The sequence below is a fragment of the Bacillus sp. NEAU-CP5 genome, from assembly GCF_026420705.1.
GTDB lineage: Bacteria > Bacillota > Bacilli > Bacillales > Bacillaceae > Bacillus > Bacillus velezensis.
On the sequence record NZ_JAPMOV010000006.1, the window covers coordinates 82,058 to 103,977 of the forward strand.

General features: G+C 46.8%; 21 protein-coding genes, 2 pseudogenes and 1 riboswitch. Of the genes and pseudogenes, 13 read left to right on the forward strand and 10 right to left on the reverse strand.

Annotation, left to right across the window (positions count from 1 at the left end; translation table 11 throughout):
- The first annotated feature begins 72 nt into the window (after positions 1-72).
- The 8 genes and pseudogenes from OTK50_RS17300 (at position 73) to OTK50_RS17335 (ending at position 11,550) form a co-directional block, all read left to right on the forward strand.
- Positions 73-1,158: a lipoprotein YdaJ gene (locus OTK50_RS17300; protein WP_266121987.1), complete on the forward strand. Its 1,086-nt coding sequence runs from the start codon at positions 73-75 to the stop codon at positions 1,156-1,158.
- Positions 1,139-1,987, forward strand: coding sequence for a diguanylate cyclase domain-containing protein (locus OTK50_RS17305; RefSeq protein WP_266121988.1), 849 nt, complete (start codon positions 1,139-1,141; stop codon positions 1,985-1,987). The genes OTK50_RS17300 and OTK50_RS17305 overlap by 20 nt, the downstream gene beginning before the upstream one ends.
- Positions 1,977-3,704, forward strand: a complete 1,728-nt coding sequence (locus OTK50_RS17310) for a DUF2334 domain-containing protein (protein WP_266121989.1) — start codon at positions 1,977-1,979, stop codon at positions 3,702-3,704. The genes OTK50_RS17305 and OTK50_RS17310 overlap by 11 nt, the downstream gene beginning before the upstream one ends.
- Positions 3,697-4,959 (forward strand): glycosyltransferase family 2 protein, encoded by a 1,263-nt coding sequence (locus OTK50_RS17315; RefSeq protein ID WP_017419244.1) that lies wholly within the window; start codon positions 3,697-3,699, stop codon positions 4,957-4,959. The genes OTK50_RS17310 and OTK50_RS17315 overlap by 8 nt, the downstream gene beginning before the upstream one ends.
- A 5-nt stretch (positions 4,960-4,964) precedes the next feature.
- On the forward strand, positions 4,965-7,070 hold the full coding sequence (locus OTK50_RS17320; RefSeq protein WP_266121990.1) for a cellulose biosynthesis cyclic di-GMP-binding regulatory protein BcsB: 2,106 nt from the start codon (positions 4,965-4,967) through the stop codon (positions 7,068-7,070).
- 134 nt (positions 7,071-7,204) lie between these two features.
- Positions 7,205-7,351, forward strand: a riboswitch (cyclic di-AMP (ydaO/yuaA leader).
- A gap of 156 nt (positions 7,352-7,507) precedes the next feature.
- Entirely contained in the window at positions 7,508-9,328 is a 1,821-nt protein-coding gene (locus OTK50_RS17325) for an APC family permease (protein ID WP_224224038.1), read from the forward strand.
- 52 nt (positions 9,329-9,380) lie between these two features.
- Positions 9,381-9,771, forward strand: a pseudogene (locus tag OTK50_RS17330) (NUDIX hydrolase).
- Between the two features lie 57 nt (positions 9,772-9,828).
- Entirely contained in the window at positions 9,829-11,550 is a 1,722-nt protein-coding gene (locus tag OTK50_RS17335) for a pyruvate oxidase (protein ID WP_014304370.1), read from the forward strand.
- Between the two features lie 261 nt (positions 11,551-11,811).
- Here OTK50_RS17335 and OTK50_RS17340 read toward each other — a convergent pair whose 3' ends face one another.
- The 5 genes from OTK50_RS17340 to OTK50_RS17360 form a co-directional block, all read right to left on the reverse strand.
- A complete protein-coding gene (locus tag OTK50_RS17340; protein ID WP_012116845.1) occupies positions 11,812-12,042 on the reverse strand; it encodes a hypothetical protein in 231 nt (76 codons plus the stop codon).
- 380 nt (positions 12,043-12,422) lie between these two features.
- Positions 12,423-12,980: a hypothetical protein gene (locus tag OTK50_RS17345; protein ID WP_224224040.1), complete on the reverse strand. Its 558-nt coding sequence runs from the start codon at positions 12,978-12,980 to the stop codon at positions 12,423-12,425.
- A 95-nt stretch (positions 12,981-13,075) separates the two neighbouring features.
- A complete protein-coding gene (locus tag OTK50_RS17350; RefSeq protein ID WP_224224041.1) occupies positions 13,076-13,654 on the reverse strand; it encodes a hypothetical protein in 579 nt (192 codons plus the stop codon).
- Between the two features lie 222 nt (positions 13,655-13,876).
- Positions 13,877-14,143: a hypothetical protein gene (locus tag OTK50_RS17355; RefSeq protein WP_007609521.1), complete on the reverse strand. Its 267-nt coding sequence runs from the start codon at positions 14,141-14,143 to the stop codon at positions 13,877-13,879.
- A gap of 104 nt (positions 14,144-14,247) precedes the next feature.
- A complete protein-coding gene (locus tag OTK50_RS17360; protein WP_088005335.1) occupies positions 14,248-15,525 on the reverse strand; it encodes an Nramp family divalent metal transporter in 1,278 nt (425 codons plus the stop codon).
- 654 nt (positions 15,526-16,179) lie between these two features.
- Between OTK50_RS17360 and OTK50_RS17365 the strand changes: the two genes are divergently transcribed.
- Entirely contained in the window at positions 16,180-16,533 is a 354-nt protein-coding gene (locus tag OTK50_RS17365) for a hypothetical protein (RefSeq protein ID WP_007410203.1), read from the forward strand.
- Between the two features lie 58 nt (positions 16,534-16,591).
- Here the strand turns inward: OTK50_RS17365 and OTK50_RS17370 are convergent.
- From OTK50_RS17370 to OTK50_RS17380, 3 genes and pseudogenes are all read right to left on the reverse strand, one after another.
- Positions 16,592-16,807: pseudogene (locus OTK50_RS17370) on the reverse strand (DUF2188 domain-containing protein); the annotation flags it as partial.
- A 57-nt stretch (positions 16,808-16,864) separates the two neighbouring features.
- Positions 16,865-17,272 (reverse strand): DUF5360 family protein, encoded by a 408-nt coding sequence (locus OTK50_RS17375; protein ID WP_007410205.1) that lies wholly within the window; start codon positions 17,270-17,272, stop codon positions 16,865-16,867.
- Positions 17,269-17,634, reverse strand: coding sequence for a DMT family transporter (locus OTK50_RS17380; protein ID WP_007609539.1), 366 nt, complete (start codon positions 17,632-17,634; stop codon positions 17,269-17,271). The genes OTK50_RS17375 and OTK50_RS17380 overlap by 4 nt, the downstream gene beginning before the upstream one ends.
- A gap of 166 nt (positions 17,635-17,800) precedes the next feature.
- On the opposite strand from OTK50_RS17380, the gene OTK50_RS17385 reads away from it, so the two are divergent.
- From OTK50_RS17385 to OTK50_RS17400, 4 genes are all read left to right on the forward strand, one after another.
- Complete coding sequence (locus OTK50_RS17385) at positions 17,801-18,607, forward strand: EcsC family protein (protein ID WP_224224042.1); 807 nt, start codon at positions 17,801-17,803, stop codon at positions 18,605-18,607.
- A gap of 99 nt (positions 18,608-18,706) precedes the next feature.
- Complete coding sequence (gene gsiB, locus OTK50_RS17390; protein ID WP_007609544.1) at positions 18,707-19,078, forward strand: glucose starvation-inducible protein GsiB; 372 nt, start codon at positions 18,707-18,709, stop codon at positions 19,076-19,078.
- 133 nt (positions 19,079-19,211) lie between these two features.
- Positions 19,212-19,553, forward strand: a complete 342-nt coding sequence (locus tag OTK50_RS17395; protein ID WP_014304387.1) for a cupin domain-containing protein — start codon at positions 19,212-19,214, stop codon at positions 19,551-19,553.
- Complete coding sequence (locus OTK50_RS17400; RefSeq protein WP_224224043.1) at positions 19,547-19,906, forward strand: DUF4937 domain-containing protein; 360 nt, start codon at positions 19,547-19,549, stop codon at positions 19,904-19,906. The genes OTK50_RS17395 and OTK50_RS17400 overlap by 7 nt, the downstream gene beginning before the upstream one ends.
- 35 nt (positions 19,907-19,941) lie before the next feature.
- Here the strand turns inward: OTK50_RS17400 and OTK50_RS17405 are convergent, their stop codons facing one another.
- Positions 19,942-20,763 (reverse strand): manganese catalase family protein, encoded by an 822-nt coding sequence (locus tag OTK50_RS17405; protein WP_012116856.1) that lies wholly within the window; start codon positions 20,761-20,763, stop codon positions 19,942-19,944.
- Between the two features lie 83 nt (positions 20,764-20,846).
- A complete protein-coding gene (locus OTK50_RS17410) occupies positions 20,847-21,899 on the reverse strand; it encodes a TRAP transporter substrate-binding protein (RefSeq protein ID WP_130571589.1) in 1,053 nt (350 codons plus the stop codon).
- Positions 21,900-21,920 lie beyond the last annotated feature (21 nt).

Consider the following 21,920-nt stretch of genomic DNA (forward strand, 5'->3'; position numbering starts at 1 on the left):
TATAGTAAAAATACTTTGTGAAAAAATAAGATATGGGTCTAAAAAAGGGTTTATAAAATAGGAGGATGGACTGTGAAGCAATTCGTTTTTCGTCTGATGATCCTTTTGATTTCGATCGTTCTGACGGCGGGGTGCGCGGAGGCCGGCACTGAAAAACAGGCGGCGGCCGAACCGTCCGGACCGCTTCAGCCCGCAGAGCATTTTATTTATCATAAATTGATGAACGGGCGGGGGATGATCCGGACGAACATATCCGGTGAGCCGGAATATTTATCTGAGTCTCTCGGACTATGGATGGCATTTTTGCTGAACAGGAAAGATGAACGGCAGTTTCAAGCGCAATATCAGCTTCTCACCGATTCGTTTCTGACGAAAAACGGGCTCGTGTCGTGGAAGATTGACGGGAATAAAGCGAGCGGCACCAATGCCTTAATTGACGATTTCAGAATCATGAACTGTCTGAATGAGGCCGGAATCCTGTGGGGAAACAGTGAATACGGGAAAACAGCGGTGCAGATCGGGAAGGCGCTGGAAAAATACAATACGAATGACGGGTATTTTACGGATTATTATGATGCCGCTTCAAATGCCGCGTCAAAGACCGTGACGTTGTCCTATGTCGACCCCGGCGCCTTACAGATGCTCAGAGAAAAGGGGATTATCGATGAGAAAACGGAAAACCGGAACCTTGATGTTCTCAATCTTGCGCCCCTGAAAAATGGTTTTCTGCCGAAATCGTTCAATACCGAAACTAAGGAATACAAATATGACAGCGAAGTGAATATCATCGACCAGCTGTACGCCGCCGTGAATCTGAAGCGGGGCGATGGCAAAGCCGCTGTGCTGTCGAAATGGATGATAAAGGAATTTAAGTCGCGCGGACAGCTGTACGGACGATACAGCGCAGACACGAAGAAGCCGGCGGTTCAATACGAATCACCGTCCGTTTACGCCCTGGCCGTTCTTTTTTTAGCAGAACAAAAAGCTGATCCGGCTGTCATCAAGCCGCTTTATGAAAGAATGACTTCATTTGAAACACTAGACACGCTGAAACCTGATTACGGCGGCTATATGAGCGGGGGCGATACACATTCTTTCGATAACCTGCTGCCGCTTCTGGCTGAAAGGAAATTGTTTAATGAAAATATCATTCAATGAATCACAAAAACTGTGCAGCTACACAGCAGTTATGCTGGTGCTGCTGTCTTTTTTTATTTACTATGCGTCTCAGCAATCCGCAGGGCTTCTGATAACCTGCATCACATTGCTTGTTGCGGGAGCCGGCATATGGTTCGGGGCAATCTACGCGCTCGTCATCACCTTACTCGTCTTATTTGTTCTCGGCAGCCTGCTCCTGTGGTTTCAGACCGGGAGCTTTATGGCGTCTGCCGGTGCCGAAAGTCTGCCGGTGCTGGTCATTTGGGGGATTGCGCTGCTGCTCTTTTCTTACATAGCGGGAAGGATTCACGAGTTGGCGAAGGGGCTTGAGCGCTCAGTGAAACAGCTGCGTGAAGAGATTACGAGCTTTGTCGCCGTCGACAGGGTAACCGGCTTTGACAACCATCTGCGGATGAAGCTGGAGCTTTCTGAGGAAATCAAGCGGGCGGAACGCTACGGCAATTCCTTCGTCTTTTTGCTGCTGCACATGCATTATTTCAAGGAATTCCAATCCCTCTACGGAGAAAAAGAGACCGATCGGCTGCTGGCGTTTATCAGCCGCCAAATCCGGTCAAGCGTTCGGGAAACAGACAAAAAATTCAGGCCGTCCGCCGAACGGTTCGGCATCGTGCTGACCCATACGCCTGAAGAAAACATGCCGGCCGTTCTGGCGAAGCTGAAAAAGGAATTGGATACGTACCGGCTGCAAAACGGTAAATACGTCTCCATCACCTTCCGTGTATGTTACTTGGCGTACCGAAAGGATTTACAAACGGCCGAGCAATTTTTAAATGAACTGGAAAACGAGATGATGATGAATGAACTCTAAATGGATACGTCTCTTACTCTCGGCGCTCTTCATGATTTCGGCGGTTTATGTTCCCCTCACGGCGGAAGCAAAAGACAAAAAGGACGGTATTCTCATTATTTATACAAGCACGGACGGCAAAGAAACCGCTGAGGTCAAAATGCTTGATCTGACCGCGGGCCATTTCTCATCCGCCGTCACCGTGAAAAGCGACGGAGACATCACAGCAGCCGATCTCAAAAAGAATCGGCGCGTCATCTACTACGGCGTCACGAAAAAAAAGCTCAGCGCATCATTTGTGTCTCTGATCAGCAGTATGCCGCAAAAGCTGATCAGCATCGGCTATAACGCCGGACAGTTCCGCCAATTTGCGGGTTTGTCCCTGGCAGAAAAAGAAACGGTATACCGCATTTACAGCAAAGAAGAAAAAACAGACATGCCGCTTGAAAAAGGGATGTCCGTGCTCGGCGTATCGGGAGTAAAAGGGGAGCCCTTTTATACATACCGGTCCGGTGACGGCAGCACCCGCCCTTTTATGTGGAAAACGGCGCGCTCTGACTATTATTTCGGTGTGACGAGCCTGTTAAATGACTCGTTTCTGACGGCGAAAGCGCTGCGCAACGCATTCGGAGAATCAGAAGGCGGCACCCTCCTTTATTTACGGCTTGAGGACATCAGTCCGATGTCAGATGAAACATTGCTTTACGAAGCGGGCGCTTACCTGCATAAAAGACACATTCCGTTTATTCTGGCAGTCATTCCGGTCTATCTCAATCCGGAAAACGGAGAAAAAGTATACCTGGCGGACAAGCCGAAAATGGTCAGAGTCCTGAAAAAACTTCAGCAAATGGGCGGCAGCATCATTATTCACGGCTACACGCACGCATACCGATACAGCGAAACGGGAGAAGGCTTTGAATTTTGGGATGCCAAAGCGGATCAGCCGATTACGTCAGAAAATGCAGATGATACTCCGGTCAAGCTTGAAAAGGAACAGGATTTTCCGAATGAAAAAGCGTACCGGGCGTATGTGCAGCCTTTCCGTGAAAAAGAAAACATCTACACGAGAACGAAGCTGGAGCAGGCGATTGACGATCTGACAGAGCTCGGTCTTTACCCGCTGTCATTCGAAGCGCCGCATTATACGATGTCTGAAGAAGGCTACAAAATCGCATCTTCTTATTTCTCCAGCATTTTCGGACAAGTGCAGCTCAGCGGCACGACGTGGAAAACTTCGGGCGCCCCTCCGTTCGTCTCAAAGCCGGCTATGCTGCACGGGATGACGCTGTACCCAGAAACAATCGGTTATGCCGATAGCTCAAAGGAAAATCCGCTCGGAGATATGGAGAATCATATTTCGCAGATGATTGATTTCGGCGGCGGAACGGCGGGCGGTTTCTACCATCCGTATCTCGGCATGAAATACCTCCCCGAGCTCGTCAATCAGATGGAGCGGATTCCCGGCGGCGAGTGGCTCGATCTGAAGAAAACGAAGCAAACGGTAACGTCGGACAGCGTCAGGATCAAAACGGATGGAGACGGAACCATTCATGTGGAAAACAAGATTCATCCGATAACGGCCTTTTTCAATCACCATCAGCAGACGCCTCTGGAAAAAGCGCTTTGGATTCTCTCCGGCGTGGTGTTATTGTTTATCATCATGTTCGCCTGCTACGTTCTATATTTGCGCGCCACATTAAAAAAACGAATCTTTAAGGAGAGAAGAACCCTTGAGTAACATTCTGTTTTTTATCTCATTAAGTTTAATATGGGTGATGCTTCTCTATCACATGTTTCTGATGCAGGGCGGATTCAGGCATTATATGACCTTCGAACGGAACATTCCGAAATGGCGCGCAAAGATGGGGGAGCTCCCGAAGGTCAGCGTGCTCATCCCCGCGCATAACGAGGAGGTCGTCATCAGGCAGACGCTGAAGGCGATGGTGAACCTGTATTATCCGAAAGACAGGCTTGAGATCATCGTCGTTAACGATAATTCCTCCGACCGGACGGGAGACATCGTCAATGAATTTTCCCGTCAGTATGACTTCATTAAAATGGTCATCACAAAGCCCCCGAACGCCGGAAAAGGAAAATCTTCGGCGCTGAACTCAGGGTTCGCGGAATCGAACGGAGACGTGATCTGCGTGTATGATGCAGACAATACGCCGGAAAAAATGGCGGTGTACTACCTGGTTCTCGGTCTGATGAATGATGAGAAAGCGGGAGCGGTTGTCGGGAAATTCCGTGTCATCAATGCGGCCAAAACGATCCTGACGAAGTTTATCAATATTGAAACCATCTGCTTTCAGTGGATGGCGCAGGGCGGCAGATGGAAATGGTTCAAAATCGCCACCATCCCAGGGACGAACTTCGCGATCAGGCGGAGCATTATCGAACAGCTCGGCGGCTGGGATGATAAGGCGCTGGCGGAGGATACCGAGCTGACCATCCGCGTATATAATCTCGGCTACCATATCCGCTTTTTCCCGGCGGCTGTGACATGGGAGCAGGAGCCTGAGACATGGAAGGTCTGGTGGCGTCAGCGGACAAGATGGGCGCGCGGCAACCAATACGTTGTTCTCAAGTTTTTATCCCAATTTTTCAAGCTGAAACGCAAGCGGATCATCTTCGATCTGTTTTATTTCTTTTTTACGTATTTTTTGTTTTTCTTCGGTGTGATCATGTCAAACACGATTTTTATCATCAATCTTTTTTACGACCTGCATCTGGCAGTCGGGTTTTTGGCGATGATTTTGTGGATACTGGCCTTTTTCCTGTTTATGACTGAGGTCATGATTACTTTAAGCATTGAAAAAACAGAAATGAACAAACAAAACTTCTTTATCGTATTTCTGATGTACTTTACATACTCCCAGGCTTGGATCGTGCTCGTCATCTGGTCATTATTCACAGAGATTAAGCACCGCTTGTTCAAGCAGGAAGTCAAGTGGTACAAAACGGAGCGATACAATCAAAATAAAAGCGGGTGACCTTTTTGAAAAAAGCGATCATATTGATAACTGGCCTTTTGCTATTGATGTATAACGGGCAGGCGGCCGCGGCCCGGGAACTGAAAACGGACGGTTCCGCCCTCGGAACAAGCGCCGGCGCAAAAGAGCAGCAGGCGCTGACTGGCGATCTGATGACACTGTACGGGGCGAAAGACAGCGCAGAGCTGACCTATCAGATTCCTGCGGGAGCTTCGAATACCGATCAGTCGCTTCTGATTGATTACGAGGCGTCAAACTTATTAATTGCCCCGTCTTCTTTAACCATCGCCATTGATGATGAACCCGTCAAATCCATAAAGCTTGACGGCAGTTCCAAGCGGAAAACGGTGAAGCTCAATCTCAGCAAAAGCCAATCCGCCCAAGGCTATCACAATGTATCATTACGATTTTACGGCGTATTAAAAGAGGGCGTCTGCGTCAGGCAGGATACGTCAGGCAACTGGATAAAAATTTATCCGGACAGCCGCCTTGTGCTTTCAGAAGCAAGCAAGTCAAAGGGAGCGGATCTCGGCTATTTCCCGTATCCGTTTGCCCAATCAGGCAATTCGGGTGAAGAAACCGATATTATCCTTCCTGACAAACCGACCTCGGCGGAAGCTGAAGCAGCAGTCAAAACAGAAGCATTTCTGAAAACGGCAGACAGCAGGCTGAAGGTTTCCTATGTTAAAGAATCCGACGCCGGCAAAATCAGCAATCCGTCAATTGTCATCGGAGCTGATCAGCATTGGAACGGGAAAATAAAAGAGCTTTTCGAACGAGGGAACATCAAAGCGGAAGACAACAAACTTCTTCTCGCTGAACGGGTTCTGACATCAGGGGACAAACGGCAGCCCGTCCTCTTTGTCACGGCGCAATCAGACAAAACGCTGGCGGATAAAATCCGCGTCATCACAGACAGCGCTTATTCAAGCCAGCTGGGCGGAGATACTTTGACAATCGGCCGCCTTCAGCCCGCTGCGGGAAAGACAGGCAATAAACTGACACTAGAGGACTTCGGCGCGGGAAATGTAACGGTCGGATCAAACAAAACGGCGTCAGAGCACTTCTTTTACCCTGCGGCGGCCGCTGTTGATAAAGACGGTAAGGTCAAGCTTTCACTTACATTAAAGACGTCGGAATCAGTCCGGAAGACGGCGGATTCAGATGATGACGCTGAGAGAGCGGAGCTGAACGTCATGGTCAACGGACAGCCGAATGCGGTGCGTCTTGATGATCTCGGCAATCAAGATAAAGACGGCTTTTACCACGTCTCAATCCCGATTGATCCGAAGCTTTTGCGAAGCAGCAGGTACATTGATCTGCAATTTGTCACATCAGGTTTGAAACATAACAATCCGTGTATCGACCGTGACGAAAACAAATGGGTCTATATTGATAAAAGCAGCACGCTGACGTATCCGGTAAGCGATGCGGCACAGAAAGCGGATTTCGGGCAATGGCCGCTCCCGTTTGCGGGCGGCGGGAAAGAGAAAACAGTGATCGTCATCCCGGATGACGTAAACATGCAGACACTGAAAGAACTTTCTCTGGTGGCGGATTCATTCGGAAACGGCTTTACCGTAAAGACGGCATCAGACATGAAGGAAGCGGATGCCAAAGGCCGGAATGTTGTGTTTATCGGAGGCCTGCCGCAAATTCCGCTTTTGAAATCAAACGCCTCTAAGCTTCTCGTGCCATCAGACCGCAGCGGAGCTTACGATGTTTCTTCGTTTCAGATGCTGAATGAGACAACGAAACAAGTCGCGTTTACACAGAAATCACCTTGGGACTCAGACAGCAGTATTGCTGTTTTTGCTCCGTTATCAGGAAGCGGCGCGGCTGTCACAAAAGAGCTGATCAGCTTTTTAGACAGCACAAGCGATGCGGCAACCGTCGTCAACGAAACGACAGGCAAGCAGCTGTTTTCGAACCATCAGCAAATCAAGTCAGATGACAGCAGTCCATCGGCTGATACGAAAAGCCGTTCCGCAGCACTGAACGTCACGTATATCGCTGTTTTCGCGGCGCTTATGATCATTGCGGCCGGTCTGATCTGGCTGACGGCAAGAAGGAAAAAAAGAAAAACGGATCATGAAAAAAGCGAAGAGTAATGAAGGAAAAAGAGGCCGTTAACAGGCCTCTTCTTTTGTATTTTTATTTCCATTTTTGGCGGTGATTTTTTTATTTTTGAAACAGCATAAAAGCCCCTTTACAACTGAACGGGACGGGAGTATGATCTCTTTTATAATCTATATCGCTTAATCTGTAATCAGAGCGGGGGAACCAATTTGCGGCGCGTCATGCCGCTTGGGGTGAATCCTTTTTCAGGTAGGGCCAACTCTCATAAGCCCGAATCCGACAGCTAACCTCGTAAGCGTTCATGAGAGGAGATGAATGAAACCTGTGCACGATTATGGCGCAGGGGCATCCGTTTGCCTCTGTGTCTTTTTGCTGTGCTGAAATAAGGCATGCAATCAGCATTCGGAGACATCATAGCAGTAAAAGTTTGTAAATTAAACGGAAAATGAAAAAAAGGGGAAGACAACAAATGTACCATTCAATCAAAAGATTTTTGATTGGGAAACCGCTGAAATCACAGGCGGCCGGAGAGCAGAAACTCACGAAACTCAAGGCGCTCGCCATGCTTTCTTCAGACGCGCTGTCATCAGTTGCTTACGGAACGGAACAGATTCTGATCATTTTGGCTGCGGTAAGCGCGGCCGCGTTTTGGTATTCCATTCCGATCGCAGCCGGCGTTCTCATTTTGCTGCTTGCTTTGATTCTGTCCTACAGACAGATTATTTACGCTTATCCGCAAGGCGGAGGCGCTTATATGGTTTCAAAAGAAAACCTTGGTGAGAAGCCGGGCCTGATTGCGGGCGGCTCATTGCTTGTTGATTATATTCTGACGGTGGCGGTAAGCATTTCTGCCGGAACTGACGCCATTACATCGGCATTTCCGGCTTTGCACCCGCATCATTTGCTCATTGCTGTTTTGCTTGTGATTCTGATTATGATTTTAAATTTGAGAGGACTGTCAGAGTCGGCGTCCATTTTGGCGTATCCCGTCTATCTGTTTGTGGCGGCGCTTGTCCTTTTGATCGTCGTCGGACTGTTTAAGCTTATGACGGGCCAGGTTCACCCGGCCGAACACACGCCGATCGGCACACCCGTGGCGGGCATCACGCTCTTTTTGCTGCTGAAGGCCTTTTCATCCGGCTGTTCGGCACTGACCGGTGTTGAAGCCATTTCAAACGCGATCCCTGCCTTTAAAAATCCTCCGGCGAAAAACGCGGCCCGCACTCTGGCCATGATGGGGATTCTGCTGGCGATCTTATTTACGGGGATTACGGTGCTGGCGTACGGCTACGGCACGGGACCGAAGCCTAACGAGACCGTTATTTCACAAATCGCCGCGGAAACTTTCGGCCGCCATACGGTGTATTATTTCATTCAAGGCGTTACATCCTTGATTCTCGTGCTTGCGGCGAATACGGGCTTTTCCGCTTTTCCGCAGCTGGCGTTTAATTTAGCGCGCGATCAGTATATGCCGAGAATGTTTACGGTACGGGGCGACCGATTAGGATTTTCAAACGGAATCATCTTTCTCGGTATCGCGTCCATCTTGCTCATTCTTTTATTCGGCGGCCGCACGGAACATTTAATTCCGCTTTATGCTGTCGGCGTGTTCATTCCGTTTACGCTGTCGCAGACGGGAATGTGCATCAAGTGGATCAGGCAGAAGCCGAAGGGCTGGGCGGTAAAAATGCTGATCAATTCATGCGGCGCCGCCATTTCATTTATGGTGCTGTGTATTTTATTCGCGACAAAGTTCAATCTTGTCTGGCCGGTGCTGTTATTCATGCCTGCTGTCGTCATGCTGTTTTTCGTCATTAAAAATCACTACACCGCGGTCGGCGAACAGCTGCGGGTCGTTGATCAGCAGCCTGAGGAAATCAAGGGAACCGTCGTCATCGTGCCTGTCGCCGGTGTCACCACCGTCGTCCAAAAATCGATTCAGTATGCGAAATCATTATCGGATCAGGTCATTGCGGTTCATGTTTCCTTTGACAGAGAACACGAAAAAAAGGTGGAAAAGCGCTGGGAAGAGCTTCATAACGGCATCCGCCTCGTCACCCTGCATTCCTCATACCGCAGTTTGGTTCACCCGTTTGATAAATTTTTAGAAACGGTCGAACAGAAAGCGAAGAAAGAACAGTTCTCCGTGATGGTGCTGTTTCCGCAATTCATTACGAAAAAACGCTGGCAGACGATCCTTCACAACCAATCAGCCTTCTTGCTCCGCGTCCGGCTGTTTTGGAAGAAGGACATCATCGTCGCCACCCTGCCGTATCATTTTAAAAAGTAACGGCAAAGACCGCAGGCTGAATGCCGCGGTCTTTTTTGTAAAGGAGGACGACATGGCACAAGGCGCTTTTGTCATCATACAAAATGACGGGCGGGATTGCAGAAGGTGAAATACCTGAAGCCGCAGCCGTCAGAGAGGCTTGTGAAGAAACCGGTTATAACGTGACCATCCTGCAAAAAGCCGGTGAGTATGAAAGGCCGGCATTTGAAGATACACAGCAAGTTTTCATCGGAGCCATTAATGGGGGAACTCCGCTGATGAACGGGCCGGAAACCGCCGCTTTACGCTGGTTTTGTCCTAATCGGCTGCCGCTGTTCATGGTGCCGAACAGAAAACGGCAAATAAAAGACGGACTCAATGGGGCGGCAAATCGTAAGGCAGTCCTTAAAGACCGAAATCTGTTATCCATCCTTGATCTGCTAAGAAAAAAGCTGAGAGTATAGCCCGTGTTTCAACCCGTATGAAAAAGGGGATGAATACAGGTAAAAGGAGGATGCAGTATGCCAAGTAAAACAGCAGGACACGTAATGACGGAGCTGCTTGAACAATGGGGAGTCGGTCATATATACGGCATTCCCGGAGACAGCATTAATGAATTTATCGAAGAACTGAGACATGAACGAAATAACCTGACATTCATCCAAACCCGGCACGAAGAAGTCGCAGCCCTGGCCGCCGCGGCTGAGGCAAAACTGACCGGGCAGATCGGTGTCTGCCTTTCAATCGCAGGACCGGGGGCCGTTCATCTGCTGAACGGTTTATACGACGCCAAAGCGGACGGCGTTCCGGTGCTGGCGATTGCGGGACAGGTGGCTTCCGATGAAATCGGCCGTGACAGCTTTCAGGAAATCAAATTAGAGCAAATGTTTGAGGACGTGGCGGTGTTCAACCAGCAAGTACATACGGCAGAAGCGCTGCCCGATCTTCTGAATCAGGCGATCCGCACGGCTTACAGCAAAAAAGGCGTTGCCGTTTTAACCGTTTCTGATGATTTATTCGCGCAAAAAATCAAACGGGAGCCGGTTTATACATCGCCGATATACCTCAAAGCCGATATAGAGCCGAAAAAAGAACATCTCGTGACATGCGCGCAATATATTAACAACGCAAAAAAACCGGTCATTCTCGCCGGCCAAGGGTTAAAATCAGCAAAAGAGGAGCTGCTCGCATTCGCCGATAAAGCGGCCGCTCCAATTGTGATTACCCTTCCGGCAAAAGGCGTCGTGCCTGACAGCCATCCCCACTTTCTCGGGAATCTCGGGCAAATCGGCACAAAGCCCGCTTACGAAGCCATGGAGGAATGCGATCTGCTGATTATGCTCGGCACATCGTTCCCGTACAGGGATTATCTCCCGGATGATACGCCTGCCATTCAGCTTGATTCGGATCCGGCGAAAATCGGGAAGCGCTATCCCGTCAATGCGGGAATTGTCAGTGATGCGGCTCTGGGGCTGAAAGAGCTGACGGAATACATTGAATATAAAGAAGACAGAAGATTTTTAGACGCCTGCACCGAGCACATGAAGCATTGGTGGAAGGAAATCGAAAAGGATGAAACCGAAGCGACTCATCCGCTCAAGCCGCAGCAGGTCATTGCCCGGCTTCAGGATGCCGCCGCAGAGGACGCTGTCCTGTCGGTGGATGTCGGAACGGTTACGGTGTGGATGGCCCGCCATTTTAAAATGAAGAAGCAGGACTTTATCGTCTCAAGCTGGCTCGCCACGATGGGATGCGGGCTTCCGGGAGCGATTGCCGCAAGCCTTGCCGAACCTGAGCGGCAGTCCATCGCCATTTGCGGAGACGGCGGATTTTCAATGGTGATGCAGGACCTGCCGACGGCTGTTAAATACAAACTGCCGATTACGGTTGTCGTTTTAAACAACGAAAATTTAGGCATGATTGAATATGAACAGCGGGTCAAAGGCAACATTGACTACGTCACCCAGCTGCAAAATATGGATTACGCCGCTTTTGCAGAAAGCTGCGGGGCAAAAGGGATCAAAGTGACGAAACACGAGGAATTGGCTCCCGCTTTTCATGAAGCGCTCAACTCAAATGAGCCGGTCGTCATCGACGCCGTTATCGGCGATGAGCCGCCGCTTCCGGGAAAAATCACTTACGGCCAAGCGAAAGGCTTCAGCAAATACATGCTGAAAAATTTCTTTGAAAACCAAAAAATCGAAATGCCGTCGCTCAAGAAAAGCTTAAAACGGCTGTTTTAAAAAAGCCGGCGCTTACAAAAAAATAAACAGGCTGCATGCCTGTTTATTTTTTTAGGCTTTCTTATTGATGATTATTTCTTTACTGACCCCTTCCATGGTAAGGAAGGGGTCAGCAGTTTTAACCCGCTTGGAAGCTTAGAGGACGGGGACCGCAATCGAAAGTATATCGTATTAAAATCTGTGGAAACGGTAAAGAAAATCGTAAAATTCGCAGCTGGCGAGCGATGGCTGATCAAAAAACTCGTGAAGGACCAGTGCAATTCATCTCAAGAACAGCCAGAGAGCGGTCACAACAGCGATCATAAAGTAATCTCCCTCATTCAGTGTAGTTCCATTTTTGACAAACACACGTGCCGTCCGGTTTGTCTTTGTCCCTTTCGGGGTTTTAAGCGCGATGTTCTTCCCTATATTGTAATAAACAATTTTAAACAAATAATATGCCAGCGAACAGAGTAAAAAGAGCAACATGAACTTGCCAATAAACAATATCATGTTTTATTACTCCCTTTTGCAGTTTTTTCGTTTGAATATATGACGGAAAAGTCAGGATGTTATATAAAAGGAGAAGTGTTTTACAGAGGCTGGTGTTAAAGATTAATGAACGGTTCGCCGCAACATCCCCAGATCCGGAATCATTTCAAACCGAAAGAGAAGCCCGAGGATTATTAAAAAACAGTCCCTAATTTGTCCGCTTTTTTTTGAAAATTTGATCTAAGATGAACATAAAGAGGGTGAATAAGAAGGACACCGTAATCATATCTATCAGAGATATATTGGAGGTTCTTTTTATTAACAGCAGCCATACCACCTGCAAAACTAAAGAAATAGAAAAATAGGATATATATGTCATGATCCTCATATTTGTTACCCCCTTAGCCTAATTTCTCTTTTGTGATCTTATCCAAATTAGTGAAAAGGATATCCAATCCCGAAAATAAGAAAGTGATGAACAATGAAAGAAGCACTTCTCCACTTTGAAATATAGATATGTTCTCAATGATATGATTGGAAACGTATTGAATTGAGAAGTAAACAGCAGCCCATGCAAAAATGAATTCAAGGATATAGGCTGACCAAGCAGGCAATGTCAAAATATGAGTCATTCCTTTTACAATTGCCATAAGGATTAGCATATAAATTAAAGCTAAAATACTTACGACGACAGAAAATATGTATAAGTCTGAAAGTGAACCATAGAAGATATACTCTCCGAAAAAATGATTTACAGTTATAGCTACAAAATAAATAACTAGGCTAGGTACAGTTATAGCGAAGAACAGGGAGAATCCAATAAGCCCTATGAATGCTGCATGAGCTAAGTGGTTGGGTGGTGTATCCACAATCTCCTTTTTTAATAGAATCATAAAAATAAGAGATGAAATCACAAGGCAGCATAAGAAAGTGAGCAGAACAGTAAAAAAGACAGTCATGTGACATCTCCAATGAAAAAGTGCTATTAGAGTGAATCTAACAGCACTTTGCATTACTTCATACGTATTTTCCTGACGATCATTTATGAATGATTTTAAAATGCTTTCATTGCTAAAGTTGTCAATTGAGCGAGGTTTTTAGCCTGGCTGTCAGAAAGTCCGGACTTTTTAAGTGAAAGATAAAGATTCTTTTCCACGTCAGCCCAGCTTAAGGCGACATACTCGTTCAGCATTTTCTTTAAAACCGGTTCTATGTGTTCATTGAAAACGGATTCGAGTTCATTTCTTATTTTCTTTCCTGCTAATTTTTCAACAAGATTGAATAATTTTGTTTTATTTTTCAGCACTTCTCTGATTACATCTTTGACTGGTTTTGACACAGATGTATCGCTTTGTGCTTTAAGTCCGTAGGAAAATTGCGTATCAGTCTGATAAAAAAATGATTTGGTCGTTCCAGTGGCATTGGCAGTATTATTATGATTTTCTTTAGCTAAGGATGCGGGGACAAAAGCAGTAGTTACAAGGGCTAAAGATGCGGCAAACAGAATGCCTTTAGCTGCGTGTTTAATGGGAAATCCTCCTTTAGAAATGTAGTGTAGAGAGAAATGAAAGACTATGTATTTAGGCGGGACCGATATGATCCGCTTTGAACATTTTCCCCTCTCAGATACCATTCTATCAATAGGTATTTTTGGGGTAAATAGGATTTTAATACAGTATTTTTCTTATAATTCAAAATCTTCTTTAGCAGGATTCATTTTGGCTGCAGTTTCGATGATGGGACATGGGCTGGAGCCTATATAACACATGTACAGGCTGATTGAGGCGGAATCACATTATCGGAGCGGTTTTATAATTTAGGGTTAACGAAAAAAATAAACAGGCGGCATGCCTGTTTATTTTCGTTTGCGTGAAAGAGCGAAGAAAAACGGGAAGGCGGAGCCGGCCAATAACGTACCGAATAAAAACATGCCCCCGATGAACACATGATAGTTCACCCCGCCGATCCAAAGCCCCGTGATTAAGGAAACGATGCTTAATGCGATCATGAAAAAGCCGGGAATCAGACGTTTCTTACCCGTTGTCCGATAAGCAATAAGAGAACAGAAGATGCCGATGACAATCGGCACAATCCACAGATAAAAAAGGATAAATACTGACATAAGCAAAACTCCGATTTTTCTTCTATCATACCAAAAACGCCCGGAAAAAGATACGAACGGTACCCGGCGTCAAAAGAAAAACCGGCCGCTATGGCCGGTTTTTTCTAACGGAATGAATCGTAGATCACAAACAGATTAAGCGCGATCACCAAAACCGCAATCAGCCAGGCGAGAGCCGTCACCCATTTTCGGTTCGTCAGGGCGCCCATCAGGCGTTTGTTGCTTGTAAACATAATCAGCGGCACGAGCGCAAAGGAGATGCCGAATGAAAGAACGACCTGGCTCCATACGAGCGCTTCTGTGGCGTTTACCCCTGAGATAATGATGATCATCGGCGGAATGATGGTAATGAAACGCCGCAAGTAAAGCGGGATACGGTAACGGATGAAGCCCTGCATGATAATATCGCCTGACAATGTGCCGACAGAAGAGCTCGAAAGCCCTGCGGCCAGCAGCCCGATCCCGAAGAGAATGGCTGAAGCCGGTCCGATATAGTGGCCGAATTGCTGATAAGCCACGTCTAAATCTTCTACATACAGCCCGTTCTTGAAGAAAAGCGCGGCAGCGACGATGAGCATGCTTGCGTTAATCGCCCCGGCGATCACCATCGCGATGAGAATGTCAATCGTCTCGAATCTAAAGATCTTTTTCCGCTCACTATCCGTTTTTCCGACGACACGGCGCTGTGTCAGTGCTGAATGTAAGTAAATGGCATGCGGCATCACGGTTGCGCCGAGTATCCCGGTTGCTAAGAGCACACTGTCCATTCCGTCAATTTTCGGGATAAACAGCCCTTCGAGAACGGAAGCGGCGTCAGGTTTGGCAAAGAAGGTTTGCAGAGCGAAGGCGATCACCACGACAAACAGAAGTCCGGCGATGCCCGCTTCCAGCGCCCGGTAACCCCGGCGCTGCAGCTCTAAAATCGCGAATGATCCGATCGCCGCGATAATGGCCGCTTCAACCATCGGTATGCCGAACAGCAGGTTGAGCCCGAGCGCCGCCCCGATAAATTCTGCCAGATCAGTTGCCATAATCACCAGTTCACCCTGTATCCACAGCCCGGCGGATACCCATTTCGGATACCGGTCTCTGGCGATTTCCGGAAGGTTTTTACCCGTGGCGATTCCTAGCTTCGCGGAAAGAACTTGAATTAAAAAAGCCATCAAGTTTGAAAAGAGGATGACCCACAGCAGCATATACCCAAATTTCGAACCAGCTGAGATATTCGTAGCGAAGTTTCCCGGATCAATGTAGGCAATCGCCGCGATAAAGGCTGGGCCTAAGAAAGGCAGAAGCCGCTTGAATCCCTTGCTTTTGCCGTCAAGTGCATCCTGCACGGCTTTTGCTTGCAGTGATTGTGCTGAGATGTCTTTGCTCATTATGTCTCACCTAAATTCCGATAGATTTTTAGCTAAATAACAAAAAGTTTCCTAGACGCAAATTATTTTATCTACATCATAAATCTGCTATTATGAGATGTCAAGTTCTTTATGTTCAATAAACCGGCACATTGATGCCCTGTTTTATCTATGATATGTATCCCGCCGAAGAAAGGTCCGAAAATGAAAACGGCATCGTTCCGGGAAAGAAGCGATGCCGTTCGCAAAGCTGTTTCCGCGTCCGATCATGCGCGGATGCGTTGAGCGTACTTTTAAAAAGGTGAAAAGAGGACACTTGCCCATATCACTTCACAACTTTCTGTCCGCCCAACTGATTTGAGAAAAAGACGCTGTATTTCCTCCGTTTTCCCGGGTAAATAGAATAATAATGTTTCTTTCCATTGGAAGATAAAACCTTTCTGTACCATTCAAATGACCTCCGGAAAAACTCCGGCCGCTCTGAATAAACGTTTGAATCAACGATATATCAGTGATTCCAGTCCAATAAACCGCTGTTATTTATCAAATAAAGAATCGGCATGGTCACTTGCGAAGAAAAGAAGTTGGAGCATTAGACTTATTTCAGTCTCCCGGGCGAAAAAGTATAATAACGTCAGGAAAGCTTTCCAGCCATATGATAAAAGAGGGGGAATTTTCTTGGTACGTCGTTTGTCGATCATTTCTTTAGCCATGATTTTTGCTGTTTCTTTATTCGCTTTTGGCGGCTCTGCATCAGCAGCAGCTTTCAAACCTAAAGCTGAACCGGACGTTTCCATTTTAGCCAGCGGGGGCACAGTCGGTATTTACGGTGCTAATATGCGCTCATGCTCTAAGGTCAGCTGTTCAACGATCACAACATTCTCAAGCGGTAAAAAAATTACAGGTTCTTGGGTAACCGGAGAATATGTTCAAGGCCACTACACCAATTCTAATAAATGGCTGAAAGTCACGTATGCAGGAGCGACAGGCTACGTTTCAGTCACCACACTATCTTATTATTACGGTTTATAATCAGAAAAACCTCGTTCTCTTGAGAGCGGGGTTTTTCCTTTATTCCGATTCAATTTCCGCGTTTCGTTTCATCATCGTGTTTCATCAGCTGATCGATTTCTTCCTTAGAAGCGTTTTTTTTCCACTCTTTCGCCTGACTTGTCGCAATGGGAATGGCCCGTCCTTCTTCATAACCCTCATCTACCATCGCATTCGCGATTTCAATCGCTTTTTTCTTCACAGGTTCCTCGAGATTCTTCAATGATTGCGGATAATCCTTCATAGACCAAGGCATGTCTATCACTCCTTTATGAAAAGTGTTTCCCGCCTGAAGAAAAAGAAAACCGCCTCATCAAAAAGAATGACAGCTATTTTTACGAGAGACCAGCAATTTCTGAATAAAATATAAAGGATAAAGAAGCAAGTACAGATTGAATGCCCACCACATAAGATCAAAATCACCGATAAATACCCAAAAGGCAATCGCTTGCAGGCCTGAACAAAAGGTCAGCACAAGTGATATTAATGCGAAAGAGCGCCATAACGCATGTTTCCGTTTATAAAGAAACAAGCTGTACAGCCCGGTTATCGAAATGAAAATATCTAAGGGAAAGAATGACCAGTTCCAGGCCATTATCATGGCGTTATCATAATCTTTAAACACCATGTTTTTTGGAATCCACTCAAAAAAAGTAACAATCCAATAAACGATAAATCCAATATCTGTAATGAGGAAGAGAACCTTTAACCCTTTCATCATCTGTTTCTGTCCGTATGAACGCTGATGCCGTTTGATGACGTTTCACTTTCAGAAATAAAGTTTAAGGAAACGACACCGATGATGATCAGAAGAACAGAGACAGCTTTTATGACAGAGAACTGTTCATGAAAGAAAAAAATTCCGATCGCGGAAATCAGCACGATCCCCATTCCCGACCAGACCGCATACGCGATGGAGACACTTATATATTTCAAAGTCAAAGTAAGAAAACAAAGGCTGCCGATATAAAACAATAATAATAAAATACTTGGGACAAGTTTTGTAAATCCATTTGATAATTTCATGCTGACCGTACCCAATACTTCAAAAATGATCGCTAAACTTAAATAAATCCATTGCATTCAACATTCTCCTTCAATCGTATTATTCAAAATTATACAATATATAGAATTTGAAGAAAATTAAACAATGGAATGTTTTCCGGATAAAAAATCCGGCCGGGTGTAAAAAGAAAACGCCATAAAGGTATACTATGAACAAAGAAATCAGAAAGGACGTGCAGGACGGGTGACAGAAGAGCGGACAGACCTGGAAAGACAACTGAGAGACATTCAAAAATGGGAAAAGGCGCAGCAGAGGGTGATGTTCTGGCAAACATTCACCCGCTTGCCGTTTCAGCTTTTGGACAAGCTGACACCGCAATTTATTCAGAGGAAAATCGGACTCATTCTCGATGAAACGGGAACGTTTATTCAGTCAGGCGGACAGTACCTTACATCAGAAAAGCGCATCATGAAAAAGTTTCAAAAACGGCTGCCGCACGGTACATGTCAAACGCTTCACGACATCCGCAATGCGCCGCTTGCCGTCATGGACGAAATCGCAGAAGCCATAGCGCGTACAAGCGTAAAGGCCGCGACGGTGCAGGGAGCCGCAACGGGAGTCGGCGGCGTATTCACGCTGGCGGTAGACATTCCGGCGATGCTCGGCCTGTCCTTAAAGACGCTGCAGGATATCGCGGTTGCTTACGGCTTTGATCCGAAAGACAAAAAAGAACGCGTGTTTATCGTCAAATTGCTCCAGCTTGCATCCAGTGACGTCATCGGAAAAAAAGCGATCCTGCAAGATTTACGGCAATATGATCAAAACGACCGCGCCTATCAGCGCGTCGCCTCGCAAATCCAAGGCTGGCGGGAAGTCGTTTACAGCTACCGCGATACGTTCGCCGCGAAAAAACTGCTGCAAATGGTTCCGGTCGCGGGCATCATCTTCGGCGCGTCCGCCAACCGTTCAGCTTTAGAAAGCATCGCGGAAACAGGCACCATGCTTTATAAAAAACGCCGGATTCTAAAACGCATGCACGATACAGAATGATAAAAACCACCCGAAAACACATTCAATGTGTTTTCTTTGTTTAGCAGTTCTGAAATCGGGAAACCAACAACCAACACCAATTAAAGGAGGAATTCAAAAATGGCACAAGATAATAACAAAATGAGCAGAGAAGAAGCAGGTAAAAAAGGCGGAGAAGCGACAAGCAATAACCATGACAAAGAATTCTATCAGGAAATTGGTCAAAAAGGCGGAGAAGCAACAAGCAAAAATCACGACAAAGAATTCTATCAGGAAATCGGTGAAAAAGGCGGAGAAGCCACAAGCAAAAATCACGACAAAGAATTCTATCAGGAAATCGGTGAAAAAGGCGGAGAAGCCACTAGCAATAACCATGACAAGGATTTCTATCAAGAAATCGGCCAAAAAGGCGGAGAAGCCACTAGTAAAAATCATGACAAAGATTTTTATAAGGAAATCGGCCAAAAAGGCGGAAACAGACGAAGCAGCTAATAAAAGCATAAAAGGCAGACAACCTGCAGATCAAAAGCGATCCGGCGCACCAGCCGGATCGCTTTTTATTTTGGAGAAATCTTGATCTGAGCCGCCTTTGCGATACAATAAAATGAAAAAGGGGTTTTCACTCGTGTCTGACATGCTGAATTTGCTCGCTATCGCCAATAAAGTCAAAGAAAAACACGACAATTTTTCAATCGCGGAGATCAATGACCACTGTGTGCGCCTCGCAGTGTTTACGGGAGAATATGACTGGCACCATCACCCTGACTCAGATGAATGGTTCATCGTTCTGGAAGGGGAGCTGCTGATCGATTTTAAGGACAAAGAAACCGCAGTGCTCAAAGCAAATGACAGCCTGCTCATCCCGAAAGGCACGATTCACCGCACCCGCTCTTACGTCAGAACCGTGAATCTCTGTGTTGAGCATACGCATGCGAAAACAGTCATCACAGAGGAACGGTCATGCTGATTAAAAAGATTGTATGTGAAACAGACGCTGCAAACGCTGAAGCATTTGCGCAAGCACAGTCAAGGTGGGGAGCATTATCATGTGTAAATGGCTTCGTCAAACAGGCCGGCGGGTGGCGGAAAAACGCAGACGGCCTGTTCATCGCAGAGATCATCAGCGTTTGGGAGAACAGACAGGCCTATGATGATTTTATGGAGAACGAACATGACCGCGTATACGAAGAAAACGAGCAGAAGGCTGCGATTCTTTCAATAGAAATGATGCTGTACGAAGAGGATGAACCTGTCATTCACGAGCTGTTACATCACCCGGACATCCGGTACGAACCGGACTGGACGGTTCAGAAGGCATAATGAAAGCCCAAAACAGTTTGTTTTGGGCTTTGTCTTTACTCGCGTCCGGGAAGCGTGTTGTGGACATACGGCGGGACGGGATCCAGCTTAGCTATTTCGCCGTGCGCTTTCGGTTCCTTTTCGTATTCGAATGGTTCTCCGTCCGGCGCTGTTTCCTTCAGCCAATTTTGTTCAGCGCTTTCTCCGCCATCTGAGAAATGAATAAGCTTATGGGAGAATGACTGTTTTTCCAGCGCCTTCGGGAATGTGGAAGGAACGATCGGACCTTCCTGTTCTTCTAATTCTTTAATGGCCGCAAGCCATTGATTTTGATGCATGGTATCGCGGGCCAATAAAAAGCTGAGCATATCTTTCACGCCTTTATCATCGGTCATTTCATACAGGCGTGCGACTTGAAGCCTTCCTTGTGATTCGGCGTTCAGATTGGCGCGGAAGTCTGCCAGAAGGTTTCCGCTTGCGACGATATAGCCTGCGCTCCACGGAACGCCCGTGCTGCTCTCCGGCATTGCGCCGAGTCCTGAGACAATTGCATGATGCGGATTCATCCCGCCTAAAATGGACCCGATGACCGGATCATCAGCCGCTTTTTCCTGCTCTGCCAGCGGGGCGTCTTCTAACAGTCTCGCAATCATCGTCGCGATCATTTCGACATGGCCGATTTCTTCCGTCGCGGTATCCATCAGAAGATCCTTATATTTTTCATTGCCCCGTGTATTCCATCCTTGGAACAAATATTGCATGGCGACGGATATTTCCCCGTATTGTCCCCCTAAAATTTCCTGCATCTTTTTTGCGAACAGCGGGTCAGGACGATCCGGTTTAGCCGGATGCTGCAGTTTTTTCGTATGTGTAAACATGTCTCCATCTCCTTTTTTGCTCTGTCCCTATTTACTTCCCCGGCGGGAAAAGGGATGAAACGGAGATGGGCGTATTGGTCCTGCTAAGGCTCGCGGCGCAAGGATAACAAATCCTGCACAAGCCCGCGGCCGATCACCTGTTCATATTGTTCGTAAATCGGGTCGAGGCGTTTCATCCATGTGTTCTTTTCCGCTTTGCTCAGCACATGAATATGAATGGATGAATTCTTCTTTATCTCTTCAAGCTGGTCTTTATTCATTTTCTCAGCGGAGGCTTCGTTCCATTCCGTCGTTTCTCTCATCGCCTCCGTTAAGATGGTTCTCGTTTTTTCTGTCTGTGAATTCCAGAAATGCTCGTCGGTCATCACGGCATAACCGAGGTACCCGTGATTGCTGATTGTCAAATAATCTTGAACATTATAAAATTTTTTAGAATAGATATTTGAAATCGTATTTTCTTCTCCGTCTACAAGATTGCTTTCCAAGAGCTGAAACGTGGAATTAAAGGAATCCTGCCGCGGGTGCGCGCCGAGCAGACGGTATTGGTCTTCGATCACGCTGCTCGGCATGATCCTGAGCGCCTGTCCTTTCAAATCGTCCGGAGTGAAGATCGGTCCTTTATTTGACGTAAGCTGCTTAAATCCGTTCGTCCAGTACGCCAGTCCTTTCAAATGATGCTTTTCTAATGAAGCGAACAGGCGTGTGCCGATTTTGCCGTTGAGGCCTTCTTGCACGGCTTTATAGTTTGTAAACGCGTACGGCAGATCCAAAACACCCCATTCGGGAGACAGTGATCCGAGCTTTGAGGTGGAGGGAGCGATGAATTGCACGTCCCCGTTTTGGAGGGCGTTTATTTCTTCATTATCTGAATAGAGGCTCCCGTTTGGAAACACCTCTACTTTAATGGTGCCGCCGGACTTTTGATAGACAAGATCGGCAAACTTATTCGCCGCCCGCCCTTTAGGCGTGTTTTCAGCAACGACATGGCTGAATTTGAAAACGATTTGATCTTTCAGGCCTTCCTGTTCGTCATCATAATACGGTTCATCCGTTGAGAAATGATCATGAAAGCCGATGAATAAAGCGGTTCCGATACCGAGTACCATCAGGCTGAGACAAGTCAGCAAGCTTTTCATCGAAAACCCCCTCCGCCATTT

Coding starts and splice junctions, on each gene's coding strand:
- OTK50_RS17400 (WP_224224043.1), top strand. CDS start 19,547: ATGCTGATTAAAAAGATTGTATGTGAAACAGACGCTGCAAACGCTGAA.
- OTK50_RS17305 (WP_266121988.1), top strand. CDS start 1,139: ATGAAAATATCATTCAATGAATCACAAAAACTGTGCAGCTACACAGCA.
- OTK50_RS17335 (WP_014304370.1), top strand. CDS start 9,829: ATGCCAAGTAAAACAGCAGGACACGTAATGACGGAGCTGCTTGAACAA.
- gsiB (WP_007609544.1), top strand. CDS start 18,707: ATGGCACAAGATAATAACAAAATGAGCAGAGAAGAAGCAGGTAAAAAA.
- OTK50_RS17325 (WP_224224038.1), top strand. CDS start 7,508: ATGTACCATTCAATCAAAAGATTTTTGATTGGGAAACCGCTGAAATCA.
- OTK50_RS17380 (WP_007609539.1), bottom strand. CDS start 17,634: ATGCAATGGATTTATTTAAGTTTAGCGATCATTTTTGAAGTATTGGGT.
- OTK50_RS17410 (WP_130571589.1), bottom strand. CDS start 21,899: ATGAAAAGCTTGCTGACTTGTCTCAGCCTGATGGTACTCGGTATCGGA.
- OTK50_RS17405 (WP_012116856.1), bottom strand. CDS start 20,763: ATGTTTACACATACGAAAAAACTGCAGCATCCGGCTAAACCGGATCGT.
- OTK50_RS17350 (WP_224224041.1), bottom strand. CDS start 13,654: ATGGTATCTGAGAGGGGAAAATGTTCAAAGCGGATCATATCGGTCCCG.
- OTK50_RS17355 (WP_007609521.1), bottom strand. CDS start 14,143: ATGTCAGTATTTATCCTTTTTTATCTGTGGATTGTGCCGATTGTCATC.
- OTK50_RS17375 (WP_007410205.1), bottom strand. CDS start 17,272: ATGATGAAAGGGTTAAAGGTTCTCTTCCTCATTACAGATATTGGATTT.
- OTK50_RS17340 (WP_012116845.1), bottom strand. CDS start 12,042: ATGATATTGTTTATTGGCAAGTTCATGTTGCTCTTTTTACTCTGTTCG.
- OTK50_RS17345 (WP_224224040.1), bottom strand. CDS start 12,980: ATGACTGTCTTTTTTACTGTTCTGCTCACTTTCTTATGCTGCCTTGTG.
- OTK50_RS17310 (WP_266121989.1), top strand. CDS start 1,977: ATGAACTCTAAATGGATACGTCTCTTACTCTCGGCGCTCTTCATGATT.